Annotated in this window: 14 protein-coding genes and 2 pseudogenes; 1 reads left to right on the forward strand and 15 read right to left on the reverse strand. The window is 27.4% G+C overall.

What is annotated here, in order from left to right; genetic code table 11:
- Positions 1-184: 184 nt before the first annotated feature.
- The 6 genes from recA to fucO all read right to left on the reverse strand — a co-directional run bounded on the left by recA (position 185) and on the right by fucO (position 6123).
- Positions 185-1216, reverse strand: a complete 1032-nt coding sequence (recA, locus tag LJD32_RS10490) for a recombinase RecA (protein ID WP_022000713.1) — start codon at positions 1214-1216, stop codon at positions 185-187.
- Positions 1217-1264: 48 nt separating this feature from the next.
- On the reverse strand, positions 1265-1723 hold the full coding sequence (locus tag LJD32_RS10495; protein WP_227392339.1) for a CinA family protein: 459 nt from the start codon (positions 1721-1723) through the stop codon (positions 1265-1267).
- On the reverse strand, positions 1723-2316 hold the full coding sequence (gene pgsA / locus LJD32_RS10500; protein WP_022000715.1) for a CDP-diacylglycerol--glycerol-3-phosphate 3-phosphatidyltransferase: 594 nt from the start codon (positions 2314-2316) through the stop codon (positions 1723-1725). Before pgsA ends, LJD32_RS10495 begins: the two co-directional genes overlap by 1 nt.
- Positions 2316-3320, reverse strand: a complete 1005-nt coding sequence (locus tag LJD32_RS10505) for a helix-turn-helix domain-containing protein (protein ID WP_119362841.1) — start codon at positions 3318-3320, stop codon at positions 2316-2318. The genes pgsA and LJD32_RS10505 overlap by 1 nt, the downstream gene beginning before the upstream one ends.
- 160 nt (positions 3321-3480) lie before the next feature.
- Complete coding sequence (locus LJD32_RS10510) at positions 3481-4836, reverse strand: sodium-dependent transporter (RefSeq protein ID WP_227392340.1); 1356 nt, start codon at positions 4834-4836, stop codon at positions 3481-3483.
- 141 nt (positions 4837-4977) lie between these two features.
- Positions 4978-6123, reverse strand: a complete 1146-nt coding sequence (fucO, locus tag LJD32_RS10515) for a lactaldehyde reductase (RefSeq protein ID WP_227392341.1) — start codon at positions 6121-6123, stop codon at positions 4978-4980.
- A 161-nt stretch (positions 6124-6284) separates the two neighbouring features.
- On the opposite strand from fucO, the gene LJD32_RS10520 reads away from it, so the two are divergent.
- Entirely contained in the window at positions 6285-7826 is a 1542-nt protein-coding gene (locus LJD32_RS10520) for a viroplasmin family protein (RefSeq protein ID WP_227392342.1), read from the forward strand.
- A 101-nt stretch (positions 7827-7927) separates the two neighbouring features.
- Here LJD32_RS10520 and LJD32_RS10525 read toward each other — a convergent pair whose 3' ends face one another.
- The 9 genes and pseudogenes from LJD32_RS10525 to LJD32_RS10565 all read right to left on the reverse strand — a co-directional run.
- Positions 7928-8812 carry an Rpn family recombination-promoting nuclease/putative transposase gene (locus LJD32_RS10525; RefSeq protein WP_227392343.1) on the reverse strand — a complete coding sequence of 295 codons (885 nt, stop codon included), beginning with the start codon at positions 8810-8812 and terminating at the stop codon, positions 7928-7930.
- A 191-nt stretch (positions 8813-9003) separates the two neighbouring features.
- Positions 9004-10728 (reverse strand): annotated as a pseudogene (locus tag LJD32_RS10530) (FAD-dependent oxidoreductase).
- A gap of 26 nt (positions 10729-10754) precedes the next feature.
- The gene (locus tag LJD32_RS10535; RefSeq protein WP_227392344.1) at positions 10755-12554 is read right to left on the reverse strand and encodes an RNA-directed DNA polymerase; all 1800 of its coding nucleotides are present in this window, start codon (positions 12552-12554) and stop codon (positions 10755-10757) included.
- 227 nt (positions 12555-12781) lie between these two features.
- Positions 12782-13741, reverse strand: coding sequence for a hypothetical protein (locus LJD32_RS10540; protein WP_227392345.1), 960 nt, complete (start codon positions 13739-13741; stop codon positions 12782-12784).
- A gap of 59 nt (positions 13742-13800) precedes the next feature.
- Positions 13801-14523, reverse strand: a complete 723-nt coding sequence (locus LJD32_RS10545) for an AAA family ATPase (RefSeq protein WP_227392346.1) — start codon at positions 14521-14523, stop codon at positions 13801-13803.
- Positions 14524-14585: 62 nt separating this feature from the next.
- Entirely contained in the window at positions 14586-15644 is a 1059-nt protein-coding gene (locus LJD32_RS10550; protein WP_167693734.1) for a dsDNA nuclease domain-containing protein, read from the reverse strand.
- Positions 15645-15800: 156 nt separating this feature from the next.
- On the reverse strand, positions 15801-16352 hold the full coding sequence (locus LJD32_RS10555; protein WP_178812939.1) for a VanZ family protein: 552 nt from the start codon (positions 16350-16352) through the stop codon (positions 15801-15803).
- Between the two features lie 165 nt (positions 16353-16517).
- On the reverse strand, positions 16518-17066 hold the full coding sequence (locus LJD32_RS10560) for a VanZ family protein (RefSeq protein ID WP_227392347.1): 549 nt from the start codon (positions 17064-17066) through the stop codon (positions 16518-16520).
- Positions 17067-17086: 20 nt separating this feature from the next.
- Positions 17087-17217 (reverse strand): annotated as a pseudogene (locus tag LJD32_RS10565) (UTP--glucose-1-phosphate uridylyltransferase); the annotation flags it as partial.

A 17217-nucleotide genomic window follows, 5' to 3' on the forward strand; every position in this document is an offset into this window, starting at 1 on the left:
TCCACCCTCCATTTTCTCTATGCACATTTTTTATGATTGATTATCCAATCATTCACCGGTTGTTTCGGTTATAATAATTAATATTTACATAGTCTTTACTATGTTTATTAAACGTGTTTTGCGCACAAGTATATTATATGTCAAATTGCTTATTTTGACAATAACAAGTTAAAAAGAGGAATTTTTACAATTCCTCTTCTTCTACAGGCATTAATGAAGCTTTGATTGCTTCCGTAATTTCATTCATTATATCAGGATGTTCAACAAGATATCGTTTTGCATTTTCACGTCCTTGTCCAATCTTTTCACCCTTATAAGCATACCAAGCACCGGATTTATCAACAATATCTTTATCAACTGCTAAATCCAAGACTTCACCATCTCTTGAAATACCTTTACCATAAATAATATCGACTTGTGTTGATTTAAATGGTGGTGCCACTTTATTTTTAACAACTTTGATATTGACTTTATTCCCAACAATTTCCGTACCATTTTTAATTGCTTCACTTCTTCTGATTTCTACTCGCACAGAAGAATAGAATTTTAAAGCTCTTCCTCCAGTAGTCGTTTCTGGATTTCCAAACATAACACCAATTTTTTCACGTAATTGGTTAATGAAAATAATTGTACAATCTGTTTTATTCATAACCCCTGAAAGTTTACGTAAAGCTTTAGACATTAATCTTGCTTGCAATCCCATTTGTTGATCAGCCATTTCGCCATCTAATTCCACTTGAGGAACAAGTGCAGCAACAGAGTCAACAACTACTAAGTCAATAGCTCCAGAACGTACAAGTGTTTCAGCAATTTCTAAACCTTGTTCACCACTATCTGGTTGTGAAAGAATCAATTCATCAATATTAACTCCTAGATTTTTAGCATAAACAGGATCAATGGCATGTTCGGCATCAATAAACGCAGCTGTACCACCTTGTTTTTGCACTTCAGCAATCGCATGTAATGTAAGTGTTGTCTTACCACTTGATTCTGGACCATAAATCTCAATAATTCTTCCTTTAGGATAGCCACCTATTCCTAAAGCCATGTCAAGTGTTAAAGAACCTGTTGGAATAACAGCCACATCAACAGCTGCACGATCTCCAAGCTTCATAACAGAACCTTTTCCAAATTGCTTTTCAATTTGTTTGATTGCATCATTCAATGCTTGTGCTTTTTTAGCATCTTTTGTTTCTACTTCTTTTTTTCCAGCCATAAATAATACCTCCTATTCCTATATATGCTTTATTTTTCATTTTTTCTTTTATTTTTTTAAAATTTTTTCAATTACTTTCTTTTGAGCAAAATCTATTGCCTTTAAAGCAATCTCTTTTCGACTACCTTCTAAATTCAATTTATAAACAACAACATCTTCATAAGCAATACCAATATAGACTTCTCCTACCGGTTTTCCTTCCATTGCATCCGGTCCAGCATTTCCTGTAAAAGAAACACATAGATCAACATCTAAAATACTTTTACCATTAACACACATTAAAGTAGCAATTTCTTTAGAAACAACACCGTACTTTTCAATCAATGGATGTTCAATTCCTAAAAGCCTTTCTTTCGTTTCACTTTGATAAGTGACTAAAGAACCCTTATAAACCTTAGAAATGCCAGGAATATTTCCTAGCATTGTCGCAAAATTTCCTACTGTAAAACTTTCTACAGTTCCAATAGAAATATTATTTTTTATTAATAATTCAGAAAGTTCATTCATTACATTGACTCCGTTAACATATCTTTACTATCCATAAAATAATCAATACCACTTACTATTGAAATCACGCAAGCAATCCATACACTTATTTGACCAATTGGTAAATGAATGATTGAAAAAGGAAAATCATTTAATAATAAGAATATCACACTGATCATTTGTGTCACAGTTTTTAATTTTCCTAAATATTTTGCTGCAATAACAACTTGTTTATTAGCAGCCACCAAACGAATGGCATCTACGATCGTATCCCTAGAAATCATAATAATAGGAATAATGATAGAAATTGTTCCATCACTTGCTAGTAAAAGAAAAATCGTATTAATTAATAGTTTATCTGCAATCGGATCAGCAAACTTACCAAAAGTCGTAATTAATTTAGATTTTCTTGCAATTTGTCCATCAAAATAATCAGTTAACGAAGCAACTGCAAAAATAATAAAGATAACAATATTAACAAGTGAAATATCAGCATTCAAAATATGATACATAGGTACATTGATTCCAAACGTTGCATAAGGAAACATATAAATAAGAATAAGAATTGGAACAAGGATTATTCTTGTAATCGTTAATTTATTAGGTAAATTCATTATTTGACCATCGTTAATTTAAATGTTCTTACTCTACCATTAGAGCTTGTTCCATAATGATCATTTTCTTCTAATGGAATTTTTTGATCATTAATATAATAACGATGTCCTAAGTTCCAACTATATGAAAATTCCAAATATTGGAAATCATTCACATTAAATTCTAATTCAACACTTTCACATGCAGAATCATCTTTTAAAGCATCTGATGCTGAAATATTAGCAAGATTACTACTATAAACACCTTTTTTAAATGTATCAGTTTGATAACTGTTAGGATCACCATTAACATGTAGATCAACAGTTGTCGCAAATGTAAAGTCTACCTTTAATTTAAAAGTTTCTTGATCATATCCATCAGGTAATTTAAAACTATAATCACCATCAGCATTTTTAGTAAAAGTTATTTCAGTAGATGTTTGTTCATCTTTTTTCGTTGTATCAGATTTTGTTGTTTTCTTTTTATCTGTTTCTGTTGTTTTCTTCTTTAAAGTTTCACTTGTTTCTGTTTTAGATGTATTACTATTTTTAAATGATGAATCATTTGATTTCATAAAGACAAATGAATATCCAAGTACAATAATAATAGCAATGACAATAATAATGACAATTGCATATTTAACATATCTTAAGATATAGTGATCTTCATAAACTCCCTTTCTTGTCGGTTGTTTTTTAGTTGGTTGAATATTTTTTACTTTATCTACAAAAGTAACAGATCCTATATCTTCTTTTTTATTTTCTAAATCTTTTAAATCAGCCTTTTTAATTTCTCTCGTAATTGCATAATAATCATCAGCAATCGTCTCATCTATTTCTAAGTATCTTGCTATTTTTTTAAGATACATTTTTACATATAGCTCGTCTCCAACAAATCGTTCAAAAGCACCGTCTTCTATATCTTTAATGATATTAACAGATAACAATGTTGCTTCTGCGACTTCCTCTATTGTAACGCCTTTGGCAATGCGGGCTGCTTTTATCTTTTCACTTATTTTGTCCATAAAGACATCCTCCTTTACACTTAGGCATAATTAAACAAATAAATTATAGCACAAATGTTTTATTTGACAAATACAAAAGCTCATTTTATTTCTAATATATTATACACATAAAAAATGTCTTTTTTATGTCCAAAAAGAAAAAAAGCTTAAAAAAGCTTTTTTATAACGTAATAATTCCAAATGTTGATAAAATATAACTTAATAAAATAATTAATAATGTTGGAATACAAATATATTTCATCACAAAATTATAGACTTTTTCTCTTTTAAAAGCAGATGATATTTTAATTTCATCTGAAATTGTTTTTAATTTTGTTACAAAAATAATTAATAAAGCTGTACATAACGCTGAAATTGGCATCATACATGAATTTGTGACAAAATCAAAGAAATCTAATAAAGTCATTCCTAATGGTTGAATCCATCCTAAAACACCATAGCCAAGTGAAATAGGAATTCCTAAAGCCAACATTTCAATAATCATTGCTAAAGCTGCTTTTTTTCTAGAAATATGGAATTGTTCCATTAAAGTTGCGACTGAACATTCCATTAAAGAAATAGCCGATGTTAAAGCAGCAAATAAGACAAGTAAAAAGAATACACCACCAATAAATCCACCTAATTGAAGTGAATTAAATACTTTTGGCATTGTAATAAACATTAAAGACGCTCCAGCATTTAAACTATCTTTTCCTGAAAATGCAAAGACTGCAGGAATAATCATTAACCCCGCTAAAAAAGCAATCAATGTATCCATAATTTCTACTTGAGAAATTGCTTTTTCCATATCAACATCTTTTTTCATATAAGAACCATAAGTAAATAAAATTCCCATTCCAATCGATAAAGAATAGAACATTTGCCCCATCGCAGCAATGACCGTCATAATACTGAATTTAGAAAAATCAGGAATGATATAATATTTTAAACCTTCAATAGCCCCTGGTGTCATTAAACCATAAATTGAAATAAAAATAGCTATCACTACTAAAATAGGCATTAAGATTTTACTTACTTTTTCAATTCCTTTTTCTACACCTTTAATAACCACAATAAAAGTTAATACTGCAAAAACAACTAACCAAAAAGCTGGACTAATTGGATTAGCAATAAAATTTGAAAAATAGGTATCTTGTGTCAAGATTTGACTTGATCCTCTTAAATATTCAAATAAGTATTTACATACCCAACCACCAACAACACAGTAATAAGGAACTATCAACATTGGAATAATTGAATTCAACCAACCACCAATCTTTAATTTTTTTGCTCCTAAGATTTTATATGCTTTGATTGGATTGTTTCCGGTCTTTCTTCCTAATGCTGTTTCACTTACAAGTAAAGCAAAACCAACTGTTAACGCTAAAATAACGTAAGTAAATAAAAAAGTACCTCCACCATATTTAGCCGCAAGATATGGAAAACGCCAAATGTTTCCTAATCCAACAGCCGAACCAGCAACCGCCATAACATATCCTAAACGGCCTGAAAAACTTGATTTTTTATTTTTTTCCATCGAATTTCCCCTTTTTAACATGTAAAAAGAATTATATTGAAACCTCATAAAAAGTCAACTTTATTGTGAAATTAATAACAAAATTTTCTTTTTTTACATTTTAAAACAAAAAAACAGCCCTCATTGAGGACTGTTTTATTATTATAATAATGATTTATATAATTCTTTGATTTCTTCTACACTTGTATTTCTTGGGTTACCTGGACAGCAAGCATCAGCTAAAGCAGATTCACTTAAGAATTGTAAATCTTCTTCTTTAACGATTTCTTTTAAGTCAGCTGGAATACCAACATCTTTAGATAATTGTTTAACTGCATCTACAGCTGCTTTACGATATTCTTCTTGAGACATACCAGTAGTATCTACACCCATTGCTTCTGCAATGTCTTTATATTTTTCACCAGTATATGGTGCATTATATTCCATAACTGTTGGTAAGATGATAGCATTAGCAACACCATGAGGTGTATCATATAAAGCTCCAAGTGGATGAGCCATTGAGTGAACTAATCCTAAACCTACGTTAGAGAATCCCATACCTGCAACATATTGACCTAAAGCCATACCTTCTCTACCTTCAGGAGTATTTTCTACTGCACCTCTTAATGATTTAGAAATAATTTCGATAGCTTTGATATGGAACATATCTGACATTTCCCAAGCACCTTTAGTAATATAACCTTCGATAGCATGAGTTAAGGCATCCATACCTGTAGCAGCAGTTAATCCTTTAGGCATTGATGACATCATATCTGGGTCAACGAATGCTACAACTGGAATATCATGTACGTCTACACATACCATTTTACGATCTTTTTCAACATCTGTGATTACATAGTTGATTGTTACTTCAGCAGCAGTACCAGCTGTTGTAGGAACTGCAAAGATTGGAGTACAAGGATTTTTAGTTGGTGCAACACCTTCTAGGCTTCTTACATCAGCAAATTCAGGGTTTTTATCAATAATACCTACTGCTTTTGCTGTATCCATTGATGAACCACCACCAATAGCAATCATATAATCTGCTCCAGCATCATGTAATGCTTTAACACCTTGTTGAACATTTTCAATTGTTGGATTCGGTTTGATATTAGAATATAGTTCATAAGCTAATCCTGCTTTATCTAATAAATCAGTAACTTTTGCTGTTACTCCAAATTTTACTAAGTCTGGATCTGAACATACTAAAGCTTTTTTGAATCCTCTTGCTTTTGCTTCTTCAGGAATTGATTCAATTGCTCCTTTTCCATGATAACTTGTTTCATTTAATACAAATCTGTTTGCCATAATTAAATCTCCTCTTTTCTAACTACACATATTTTAGTATCATGTGAAAATAAAAACAAGTTACACATAAGGCTATGTGTAACATTTCACAAGTTTTATATCATTTTTATCCCATTACAAAAAGCTATAAATATGTCATAATAGAAACAAGGAGTGATATCATGAAATATTATGCTGTAAAAAAAGGAAGACATCCTGGTATTTATAATACTTGGGAAGAATGTCAAAATGAAGTAAATCAGTTTAAAAATGCGCAATTTAAAAGTTTTACTTCTAAAGAAGAAGCTTGGAACTATTTAAATGAAAATACTCAAAAAACAGCTAAACCATCACTTAGTAAAGATCAATATAATGCCTATAACCAATTAATATCAGGTAAAAATATCTTTTTAACCGGTGGTGCAGGAACAGGTAAATCATTTGTTTTAAAATTATTTATCAGTGAAATGGAAAAACAAAATAAAAAAGTAATTGTCTGTGCTCCTACAGGTATTGCTGCTATTAATATCCAAGGTGTAACTATTCATAGATGTTTTCAAGTATCCCCTGAGCCACAAGTTATTAAACATATCCAAAAAGTACCTCAAGTTGTACAAGAAAGCGATATTATCATTATAGATGAAATCAGTATGTGTCGTGTTGATCTTTTTGATTTTGTTGTAAGAACAATTACTAAGGCAGAAGAAAAATCTTTATCTCGTAAACAAATAGTTGTCGTTGGTGATTTCTTTCAACTTCCTCCAGTTACTACTGATAATGATCGTGAAGTTTTAGAAAAAATATATGAACATTATCATAAAGGCTACGCTTTTGAATCTACAAATTGGAAAGATTTAGATTTTCAAACAGTTGAATTAAAAGAAGTTATTAGACAAAAGGATCCTGAATTTGTTCATGAACTTAATAAAGCAAGAATAGGTGACTATTCTTGTGTAAGTTATTTTAATACTCATAGTCAAAAAGAACTTTTTGAAAATGGAATTATTTTAACTGCTACTAATAAAAAAGCAGAACAAATCAATCAAGATAAACTCTCTAAGTTACCCAATAAAGCTAAAGTCTATCATTCTAGAATAGTAGGAGATGTTAAAAATTTTGATAAACCTACTTTAGATGAACTTCATCTAAAAATAGGAGCTAGAGTTATGGTACTAATTAATGATACTGAACAAGATTTATATCAAAATGGTTCATTTGGAAAAGTATATAAATTAGAAGATGATTGTGTAACAGTTATGCTTGATACAAATAAAACATTAGTTACTTTTGGATATCATGAATGGGCTATAGAAAATTATGTTTTGTCTAAAAAGAAAGATGGGGATATTGAAGATCATCAACTATCTAAAGAAAAAGTAGGTGCTTTTTATCAAATACCTTTAAAGCTTGCTTATGCTATTACAATGCATAAAAGTCAAGGACAAACTTATGATCAAGTCAATTTAATCCCCTATTCATTTGATAACGGCCAACTATACGTAGCTTTAAGTCGTGTTAAATCTATTGAAGGTCTTTGTTTAATCAATCAATTAAGACAAGAGAATTTAATTTGTAGTCAAGAAGTCAAAGATTTTTATCATATTGGTTCATCTAAAAACAAAGATAATCTTATTTATGAACTCGGTAAAAAAGTACTAGAAACTTATCCAAAAGAAATTCAAGATTTAATAGATGAAATACATAAAATAGATAGAAAAGGATAAACATCGTATTTAAGATATGTTTATCCTTTTCATATAATGCATTATTCAGTTAATTAACTTTAAAACATCATCTTCATTGGTAACATTAAAAATATGATGCGTTAATACATTAAGTTTTTCAATTGATGTATTGAAAGTTGTTTTTCTAAATTACTTGAAAGACTTTCTAATTTAATACCTAATTGTTCTTTTAACATATTTTGTTTTTCTTCTAATTTACCTTCAGTTCTACCTTTAATCACTCCTCGTGCTTCTCCTTCTCTTCTAAATCCTTCTGCCATTCTTTCCATTCCTTCACACATATCAATCTCATCTCCTTCTAGAACATTTTCAACTTGATCTATACTCCCTGTAATAGTTGCTGCATACAAAAAGTATTCTTTTGAAATGTTTTTTAATCCATTTAATTCTTCATAGCTTCCTTTATATATTGATTGTATAGTTTCTATAAAGTAACGAGTTTGTTCATCACTGATCTTACTTGTATCCATTTCTTTAACATCTACAAGAATGATTTTCCAATCATTAAAGTATTTCTTTAATTCTTCGGGTATTTCAAAATAATCACTGAGTTTTAATGGACCATTCCATTTCTTTGTTCCTATATAAAGTACTACTATTATTTGAGGAACTAATCTTTTATACTCTTTATTTTCTGCCTGTTTTAAAAATTCCAACATTTCATAGATTCCACAACGAATAACCATCGTTTCATCAATACTACTTTGATGCTCTATCCCCAGTAAACAATAAATTCCATTAATATCACTTTTAACGACAATATCCCTTTTTCTTTTTTTATCTTCTGCTCTTTTTGAATCATTGATAATAAAAGAAATATCAAATTCAAAACGTACTAGTCTTTCAAGATGAATGATTTGTTTCCCTTCAAATATAGCTGCATTATAAAAAGATGCAAAACTGACATCATTACTGAATACTGTTCGACAAGCACCATCAGAAGTTAACTTATTTAGAGGTTCCATACAAATTACCTACTTTCTATTAAGTTGAAGTAACGTCATCTAGATTTATTACAAGTAGATTATAACATGTATGAACTCAATATTTGTCCCAAGTTTGTCTCACAAATGTCTCATTTCTTATACTTATTTTATCTTTCAATGGACGTTTAGTCCAAAAAAATATGAGGTTCATTTGAACCTCATAGGAAATATTATAATTCGTTAATTACACGATATGCTTCTGCTGTTGCATCTAGAATTCTTCTAGGTGATGAAGCATCTCCTACAACTTTTACATCATATTTTTTAGATAATTCTTCAGCAAGTTCATTTCTTGATTTATATCCAGCTGCAATAACAACATAATCACATGGAACAGTTGTATTTGATAAAACAACTTCGTGATTTTTAATTTCTTTTACTGTTTCACTTGTTTTTACATCTACTTGATACTCAGCAAGTTTTGCAAACATATGTCCAATAAATGTAGCTCCAATACCATCAGCAATATTATCTTTCATTTCTACTAATGTAACATGAGCTCCCTGATTTCCTAAATACTTACAAGTTTCAGTTCCTACTAAGCCGCCACCAATAACGACAACATTTCCTTTTAATTCTTTTTAATTTTCTAGTACATCTTCTGCTTGTAAAACAAATTCTTGTTCAATTCCTTGAATTGGTGGAACAATTTGTTTTGAACCAGTTGCTAGAATAATTGTATCAGCATCAAATTCATCATCAGCTTTTACTTTTTTATTGATAACTTCAATATTATATTTTTTCATTTGAGATACTAAATAACGATCAAACATCGTAAATGTATCTTTTTCAGGTGGTGTAGATAGTGCTTTAAATTTTCCACCTAATTCACCTTTTTCATAAACAGTAACTTTCATACCTCTTTGAGCAGCTGTAATTGCCGCTTCCATTCCGGCAGGACCAGCACCAATAATTACTACTTTTTTATCAGATTTTCCTTTTAACTTACAAGTTAACTCTTCACCAGCTACAGGATTGACCATACAATGTGCAGGCATTCCTCCAAGTACACGATCAATACATCCTTGGTTACATGCAATACAATAACGAATATTACCATAATCATGTGCTTTAATTTTATCTACTAATAATGGATCAGCAATTAAACCTCTACCAATAGCAACAATATCTGCTTCATCATTTTCAACAACATTTTCAATTAAATGTGCATCATTTAATCTTGCTGCAACAATAACAGGAATATCAATTTCTGCTTTTAATTCTTTAGCAAAAGGTATAATAAATCCTTGAGGAATAAACATTGGTTGAATTGCATATTCAACAGCATCATAACATCCTGCTGATAAAGAAATAGAAGCTACACCCATTTCTTTAGCTACATGACAAACTGTTTTTACCTCTTCAAATTTCATTCCATCATCTACATATTCATCAACACTTATACGAATTTGTACAGGCACTTCTCCATTAACTTCATCAATAACAGTTTTTAAAACATCCATTGGATATTTGATTCTGTTTTCAAAACTTCCACCATATTCATCTGTTCGATGATTTGTATGAGTTGACATAAATGAATGTAATAAATATCCATGAGCAAAATGAACTTCTACAATATCATATCCTGCTTCAATAGACCATCTTGCAGCTTGTCTAAATTGTTCTTTAATACGATCCATTTGTTCATGAGTAATTTCTTTTGGATGATTTTGTAAAATTCCACAAGGAATTGCTGAAGGGGCTAATGGATCTAATCCAGTAATGGCTTCACTTGCTTGTCTACCAGCATGATATAATTGTGCAGCCACTAAAGAACCTTTACTATGAATAGCATCTACTAATCTTTTATGACCAGCTACTTGTTTTTCATCAAATAATGATAATTGAGTTGGTAATCCTCTTCCTTCTGGTGATACACATATAGAATATGGCAAAAGAAATCTACTTTATGTAATATAAATCAGTCTTCAAGAATATTATTGTTTGATAACATTTTCCATATTTTATTAAAAGCGTTTGATTCATAAAATGAATGATAATTATATTTATCATTTATATGTACCAATAATAAAATCAGCCACCATTTTGAAAACATTATACCTGCTCCAAGTTTTTTACCAACTTTTCCAACATGGTTTTCATATCTGATTTTTACATAATTAATAATGTCCCTATTACTTCCATGTTCCACATTAATAAACGTCATTAATACAAGTGGATTGATATCAGCATCTTGTTTATCATTTGTGATTTTCAATTCTTCAAACATTTTTTTCTTATCTATAACATTATTGTACTGATTTAAAATATAGTAATGCCAAATTTGAACTATTGTGTCATTATATCTATTATTAATTAAATGTGTTTTTTTGCAAAGACAATTCACAAGTTTTACATAATCCATATCTTCTACCTTATAATATTCTATAATAATCGCTATTAGTTTATAGCAATTAACAGCAATAACGGGTGAATAAAATATCAACTGTAATAAATAGTTAATAATATAGTCCATATTTTCAATTTTCATGAATCGTTCTTTTTCAAAAAAGCTATCATTTGAAGCTTCAAATATATTACTAGATCTTTCCAAAAATAAATCGGAAATTTTTCTTCTAATTTTTGTTAATAATATTTTACATTCGGTTAAATTATTAGTTTCTAAATAATTTTTAAAAATCTTTTTCAAATGGTTAATTTCATCTGTTGTTTCCCGTATATTTCCTAAAGAATTAAAATCAAAATCAATTTGTTTGAAATCTACAGAATTATTATATAGTACACTTTCCATGATTTCTGTTTTAGAATGATTAATTCTTAATTTATATTTATTTAATATTTTTTGTGTCAAATCTATAAATTCTTCTAATCTTTCTTTTGAATTTGAAAAAAAAGTGAAGTCATCAACATACCTTATGTAAGAAATATCTTCATTTTTTATTATTTTCTCTATCTCATTATCCACGCATAACATCATTAACTCTGATGAAATATTTGATGAAAAACAACCTGCAATTATTCCTTTAGTTTGATTTGAATTTACCTTCATATTATATTTATCTAAAAAATCAAAATAGCAATTATTTTCTATTAAATCTTTATAAGGAGCATACTTTTTTATTCTTTCTAAATAATGTGTGTATATATTTGGATAAAATGATTCTATATCAAGTTTTAATACGTATAAATTCGAATCTAAAAACTCAAAATATTTATCCGCCAATTTTTTATTACTCAATTGATTTACTGATTTATTATTTTTTGTAGCGAATTCATTTTTAACAATTGTAATTTCTTCCATGGAATATTCATGCCTAATCTTAAATTCTTTATCAAAAACCACATATGAATTTGAATAATTTGTAAAATCATTTTCTTCATTATATATTTTTCCAAAAATATCATCAAAAGCTTTTATTGAATTATAAATAAACGAGATATAATAAATAAGATTAGGTATTTGTATTTCACGATACACCCCATTTTTTTTAAAATCAAAAAAACTAATTGGTTCAGCACCATCCATATGGATATACATAGGATTTTCACAATTTTTTAACTTTGTAATATCGATCAAGCCATCATCATCAAATTTAAATACATCATATAAATTATTTTTGTCAAAGATATCATCTATAAGTAAACTTAAATTATCTTTATACTTCCCTAATAAATAATCCTCTGGTAAATCTCCATATTGATAACCCTCTAGCAATCTATTAATATTTATATCTCTAATATTTTCTTCTACTGAACTCATTATTACCCACATCCACTTATATATTTGCAATATTTGTATAATTATATTTTTTATCTATATTTTCCATTTCTTCTTTTTTCACATCATTTTAAAAACATGTTGCCAATCATCTACAATTACCATTTTCAAAAAATATTGATAAGTATGACAATTTAATTTTATAACATCAGCTACCCTATTCCTAATATTCAACTTACTTACCTACTTTTACCAACATGTAAAATTCATTAATTTTCAATTTCTTTTCTTTTAATATATTCTGTAATTATCTGTTGATAACTTTGCAATTGATTTATATGTTCGTTATATTTTTCACTATTTAAACATTTTCTTTTTGTCGATAAATTAATTATATTATTAGCCTTTTCCTCTAGACCTGTTTTCCTTTCAGTACCAACAATCACTTGCCCTTTATTAGATAACAAAAGTTCCATAGATTTGAAAATACATTCTAAGTTATCTTCATCTTGTCCTTGCTGATTCGGAGTATCTATAACATAAAAATTAAATGGATTTCCTCCTCTTTCTAAATTATACAAATATAGCGCTGATTGATACATATAAACCAATCTTGGTGTTTCACTACCAGTATGATCAATAACTTGAACTAGATCTCTAAATTTTATATATGTTGATGGAAGATTAATTTTTTCTGCAAATGTTTTACATTTATCTTTTAATTGCATAGTAATTTCATTTTTACGTTTTTTAGATTTTATTTCTTTTATTTGTTCATCTAATGCTCCTATTTCACCTATTAAATTCTTATATTTACTTTCTATTTTTACTAACTCTTGTTTGCATTTATTGTATAATTCATACTTTCCCTTATTCTTATACAATTCTTCATATGATAACATTTCTTTACTATCTTTTATTAATTCTTCATTTTTTAAAATTTTATTTTTTATGTCTTCATATTCGTTATTAAAATTCATTAACTGTTCTTTAAAGTCATTTATTTTATCTTCTAATATATTTCTTAATTTTTCACTATTCTCTAAACCAGCACTCAAGTTTAATTGCTCATTTAAAGAATTTTTGTGCTTTGTACCACATATTGGACAAATTATTTCTTCATCTTGCTCCATTGCAAACGAAATATCTTTTTGCGTTTCTTCTATATTTTTATAAATATTATTTAATTCTATTTTTTTCATAAAAATATTATTATCAAGTTTAATCATTTTTTCTTTAATTGAATATTCTTTTTTTCTTAAATCATCTGTATCATTTCTTAATTTTATTAATTTTTTTGAACGTCATCAACCGTATTCAATTGATTTAAGTTTTCTAGTTGACTTTTCTTTTTTAAATCATGAGATATACTATTCACAAACATTTCATTGCTTTTGAGTTCCTTCAATTTTTCTTCTTTATCATTGCTAAGTTGTATTTTTTTTGCCTTCAATTTATAATAATCATTATTTAAGTATCCTGTAATAAATTTATTTGTATCGCCTTTCCAATCTTTGATATATCTTACATTTTTGAATTCATTTCCTATATCAGACCATCCATCATCCTGATCAATATATTGAAATCTAAACAAAAGAGGTGTAGTTACATTAATTATCTCTGAATTATTTGATATAACACATTGCATATTAACTTCGAATATTTCCATCAATTTATCGCAAAATAATTGAAATTTTTCAGTATTAATTACACAAGTATAATTGTTTTTTTCTTCCTTCATAATACTAAACTCTTTACCACATCTAAGTACGCAGTATTGTTCATCTCCATACTCAAAATACAACAAATATATTGATATCAAATTTTTCCAATCCTTTTCAATTTTAGAGCAATCACAACCAAGTGCAGTAAAAATACTTTTTATAAGAGATGATTTCCCTGTTTTATTTCCTCCAAGTATTATATTTAAACCTTTTTTAAAAGGTACTTCTAAAGAAGATTGCTCACTTCTACTTATGACTATTAACTTTTTTAATAATAATCTTTTCATTATTTTTTTCCTCTTGCTTTCTTAAATTTCTTATTAATAAACGATATTGTCTTTCTTTTATATTATCTCTTACTATATTCATATTCATAATAAAGTACCTCAACCAACTTTCTTAAGTTATCTATTTGTATTTTATATTCATATTTATTATCATTTAATTTTTTTACACATGATTCATATACCTGATCTATCCCTCTTTCAAAATTATTATCAATAACTTCTTTCAATACTAATATAATCTGCTGATATTTAAGCATTGACATATTTTGCCATTTCAAATCATGCTGATTTTTTTCATCTAAAATTCTATTAACATCTTCGTTACTTATTCCTTTATCAATTAAAAAGAAATAAAATCCCCCTATATCATTTTGCTTTATTATTTTTGAATCTATTTGATTCTTAATACTACTAATATCTATTCCTTTTTTATCAATAAGTTTTCTAAAACTAATAGGAGGATATACCTTTTCTTTACTTTTTTTCCTAACATCTTCAACCAATTGATTATAAATAGCTTGAGCTGTTATCATAGATATATTTTTAGTAATATTATCAAAAAATTCACCTTTTGTCTGTGATTCATATGTATCTAGCTGTAAATTTGATTTTGATACAAATGTGTTCTGAATAAACTTATCAAATACATTATCAAAATTATCAATTTTATCATTTTTATATTCATCTTTAATTCTAAATTTTATTTTATTATATAGTTCATTATCTTCTTCTTTTATATTCTTTTTATCTTCGATACATGCTTGCCATTTTTTTACATCGCTATCAAAATCTATATTCGAAATAAAAAAACATGATTTACACTCTGACCCAAAAGTTAAAAAATTATAAAAAATAAATCCAAGGAATGACTTTTTATTTTTCGCTTTTTTTGACATTTCAGAAATAGTCCAATTATTATTCTTCTCTTTTGTTTTAATTTGAAAAAAACTATAATTTTTATCTTTATCGTATTCAGCCATATCATCATGATATTCACAAAAAACTGTACACATTTTTTCATTTTTGAAATTTTCAATAATATGATAAACAATCCAATGTACTTGATATTCAAATCTATTATATGAATCTGATCCTGCCTGTTCTCTTTGATTTGTATCCAATACTTTACTCATTTTCGTTACTCCTTTTTTGTATCCGTTTTTATTTCTATAAAAAAAGAAATAGATAACACTTATTATTATACAACTTGTGTTATCTATTTACTGTTTTCGTTCACGAACGGCTACTTTTCGTGCGTGAACGACATGTATTTACTTTTATTTACAACTTTTTCTTAATATTCTATTGTTTATCAATATGCCCATTAAAAAACCTAAACTATTATGAATAATATCATCAAACTCAAATAAACCTCTACATAAAACTAATTGCAATAACTCAATAGAAAAAGAAATACTAATACCTATCAATAATCCAATCTTCCAATCCATCTTTTTACCATATGCTAATGGCAAAAAGATACCAATTGGTAAAAGCATAACAATATTTAATATATTTTCTAAAAATAAATCATATCTAGAAGCAGTTCCTAATCTCCCTATAGGATGAATAATCTCTTTCCATGACCAAAATACTTCTAGTTGATATTTTCTAGTACTTGGTAATCTAGAAAATACTGTCGATCCATAAACATGTAAAAGATAAATAATAAATAAGATACTAAAACACATTTGTGTTTTAGTTATCTTATTCTTTTTATAATATCTTTCTAATATGATAAAACTGATAATCATTACAATAATTACAGTTATTAATTCTATTTTACTCCATTTAGGATAATGAGAAATAATAGTTTGAAATATATCCAATGTTTTAACTACTAATATATTGTATATTTATACAATATACTTTTTCCTTTCTACCAACCTTGGTTGTTAGTCATTATTTTTATCTTATTATTGTACAAGATACAAATAATGTAAACATAAAATTTAGATCAAATAGCAAAAAAGCAGCCTCTAAATTTAAGGCTGCTAGTTTATTTTATTCATTAACAATACTTTGTTTGTAATTACTATTCCTATTAAAAAACCTAAACTACTATGAATAATATCATCAACATCAAACATTCCTCTACATAAAATTAATTGCATCAACTCAATAGAAAAAGAAATACAAAAACCTATCAATAAACCTACCTTCCAATCTATCTTTTTACCATATACTAATGGTAAAAAGATACCTAAAGGTAAAAGCATAATAACATTTAATATATTTTCCAAGAACAATTCATATTTTGGATATGTCGTATTCATTGAATTTAATATTTCTTTCCATGACCAAAATACTTCTAACTTACATATTCTTTTACTTGGTAATCTAGAAAAAACAGTAGATCCATAAACATGTAATAAATAGATAATAAATAAAATACAAAAAAACATTTGTATTTTATTTATTTTATCTTTTTTATAAAATCTTTCTAAAATAATAAAGCTTATAATCATTACTATAACTACAGCAATTAATTCTATTTTACTCCAATGAGGGTAATGAGAAATAACCGTTTGATATATATCCAATTTAAATTACCTTCCTATCACTACTTATTATTGACAATATCTTGAATATGTTTACTTACTTGATCATGTAAATCTTCTCTATCTAATGCAAAATCTATTGTTGCTTTGATAAATCCAAATTTATCCCCTACATCATATCTCTTTCCTTCAA

The sequence above is a fragment of the Faecalibacillus sp. TM498 genome (genome assembly GCF_020589955.1).
GTDB lineage: Bacteria > Bacillota_I > Bacilli_A > Erysipelotrichales > Coprobacillaceae > Faecalibacillus > Faecalibacillus intestinalis.

Bases quoted from the DNA above. Each gene is read 5' to 3' on its own strand.
- pgsA (WP_022000715.1), bottom strand. From the start codon at position 2,316: ATGAATTTACCTAATAAATTAACGATTACAAGAATAATCCTTGTTCCA.
- LJD32_RS10540 (WP_227392345.1), bottom strand. From the start codon at position 13,741: ATGATTAAACTTGATAATAATATTTTTATGAAAAAAATAGAATTAAAT.
- LJD32_RS10495 (WP_227392339.1), bottom strand. From the start codon at position 1,723: ATGAATGAACTTTCTGAATTATTAATAAAAAATAATATTTCTATTGGA.
- LJD32_RS10535 (WP_227392344.1), bottom strand. From the start codon at position 12,554: ATGAGTTCAGTAGAAGAAAATATTAGAGATATAAATATTAATAGATTG.
- recA (WP_022000713.1), bottom strand. From the start codon at position 1,216: ATGGCTGGAAAAAAAGAAGTAGAAACAAAAGATGCTAAAAAAGCACAA.
- LJD32_RS10525 (WP_227392343.1), bottom strand. From the start codon at position 8,812: ATGGAACCTCTAAATAAGTTAACTTCTGATGGTGCTTGTCGAACAGTA.
- LJD32_RS10510 (WP_227392340.1), bottom strand. From the start codon at position 4,836: ATGGAAAAAAATAAAAAATCAAGTTTTTCAGGCCGTTTAGGATATGTT.
- fucO (WP_227392341.1), bottom strand. From the start codon at position 6,123: ATGGCAAACAGATTTGTATTAAATGAAACAAGTTATCATGGAAAAGGA.
- LJD32_RS10545 (WP_227392346.1), bottom strand. From the start codon at position 14,523: ATGAAAAGATTATTATTAAAAAAGTTAATAGTCATAAGTAGAAGTGAG.
- LJD32_RS10520 (WP_227392342.1), top strand. From the start codon at position 6,285: ATGAAATATTATGCTGTAAAAAAAGGAAGACATCCTGGTATTTATAAT.
- LJD32_RS10505 (WP_119362841.1), bottom strand. From the start codon at position 3,320: ATGGACAAAATAAGTGAAAAGATAAAAGCAGCCCGCATTGCCAAAGGC.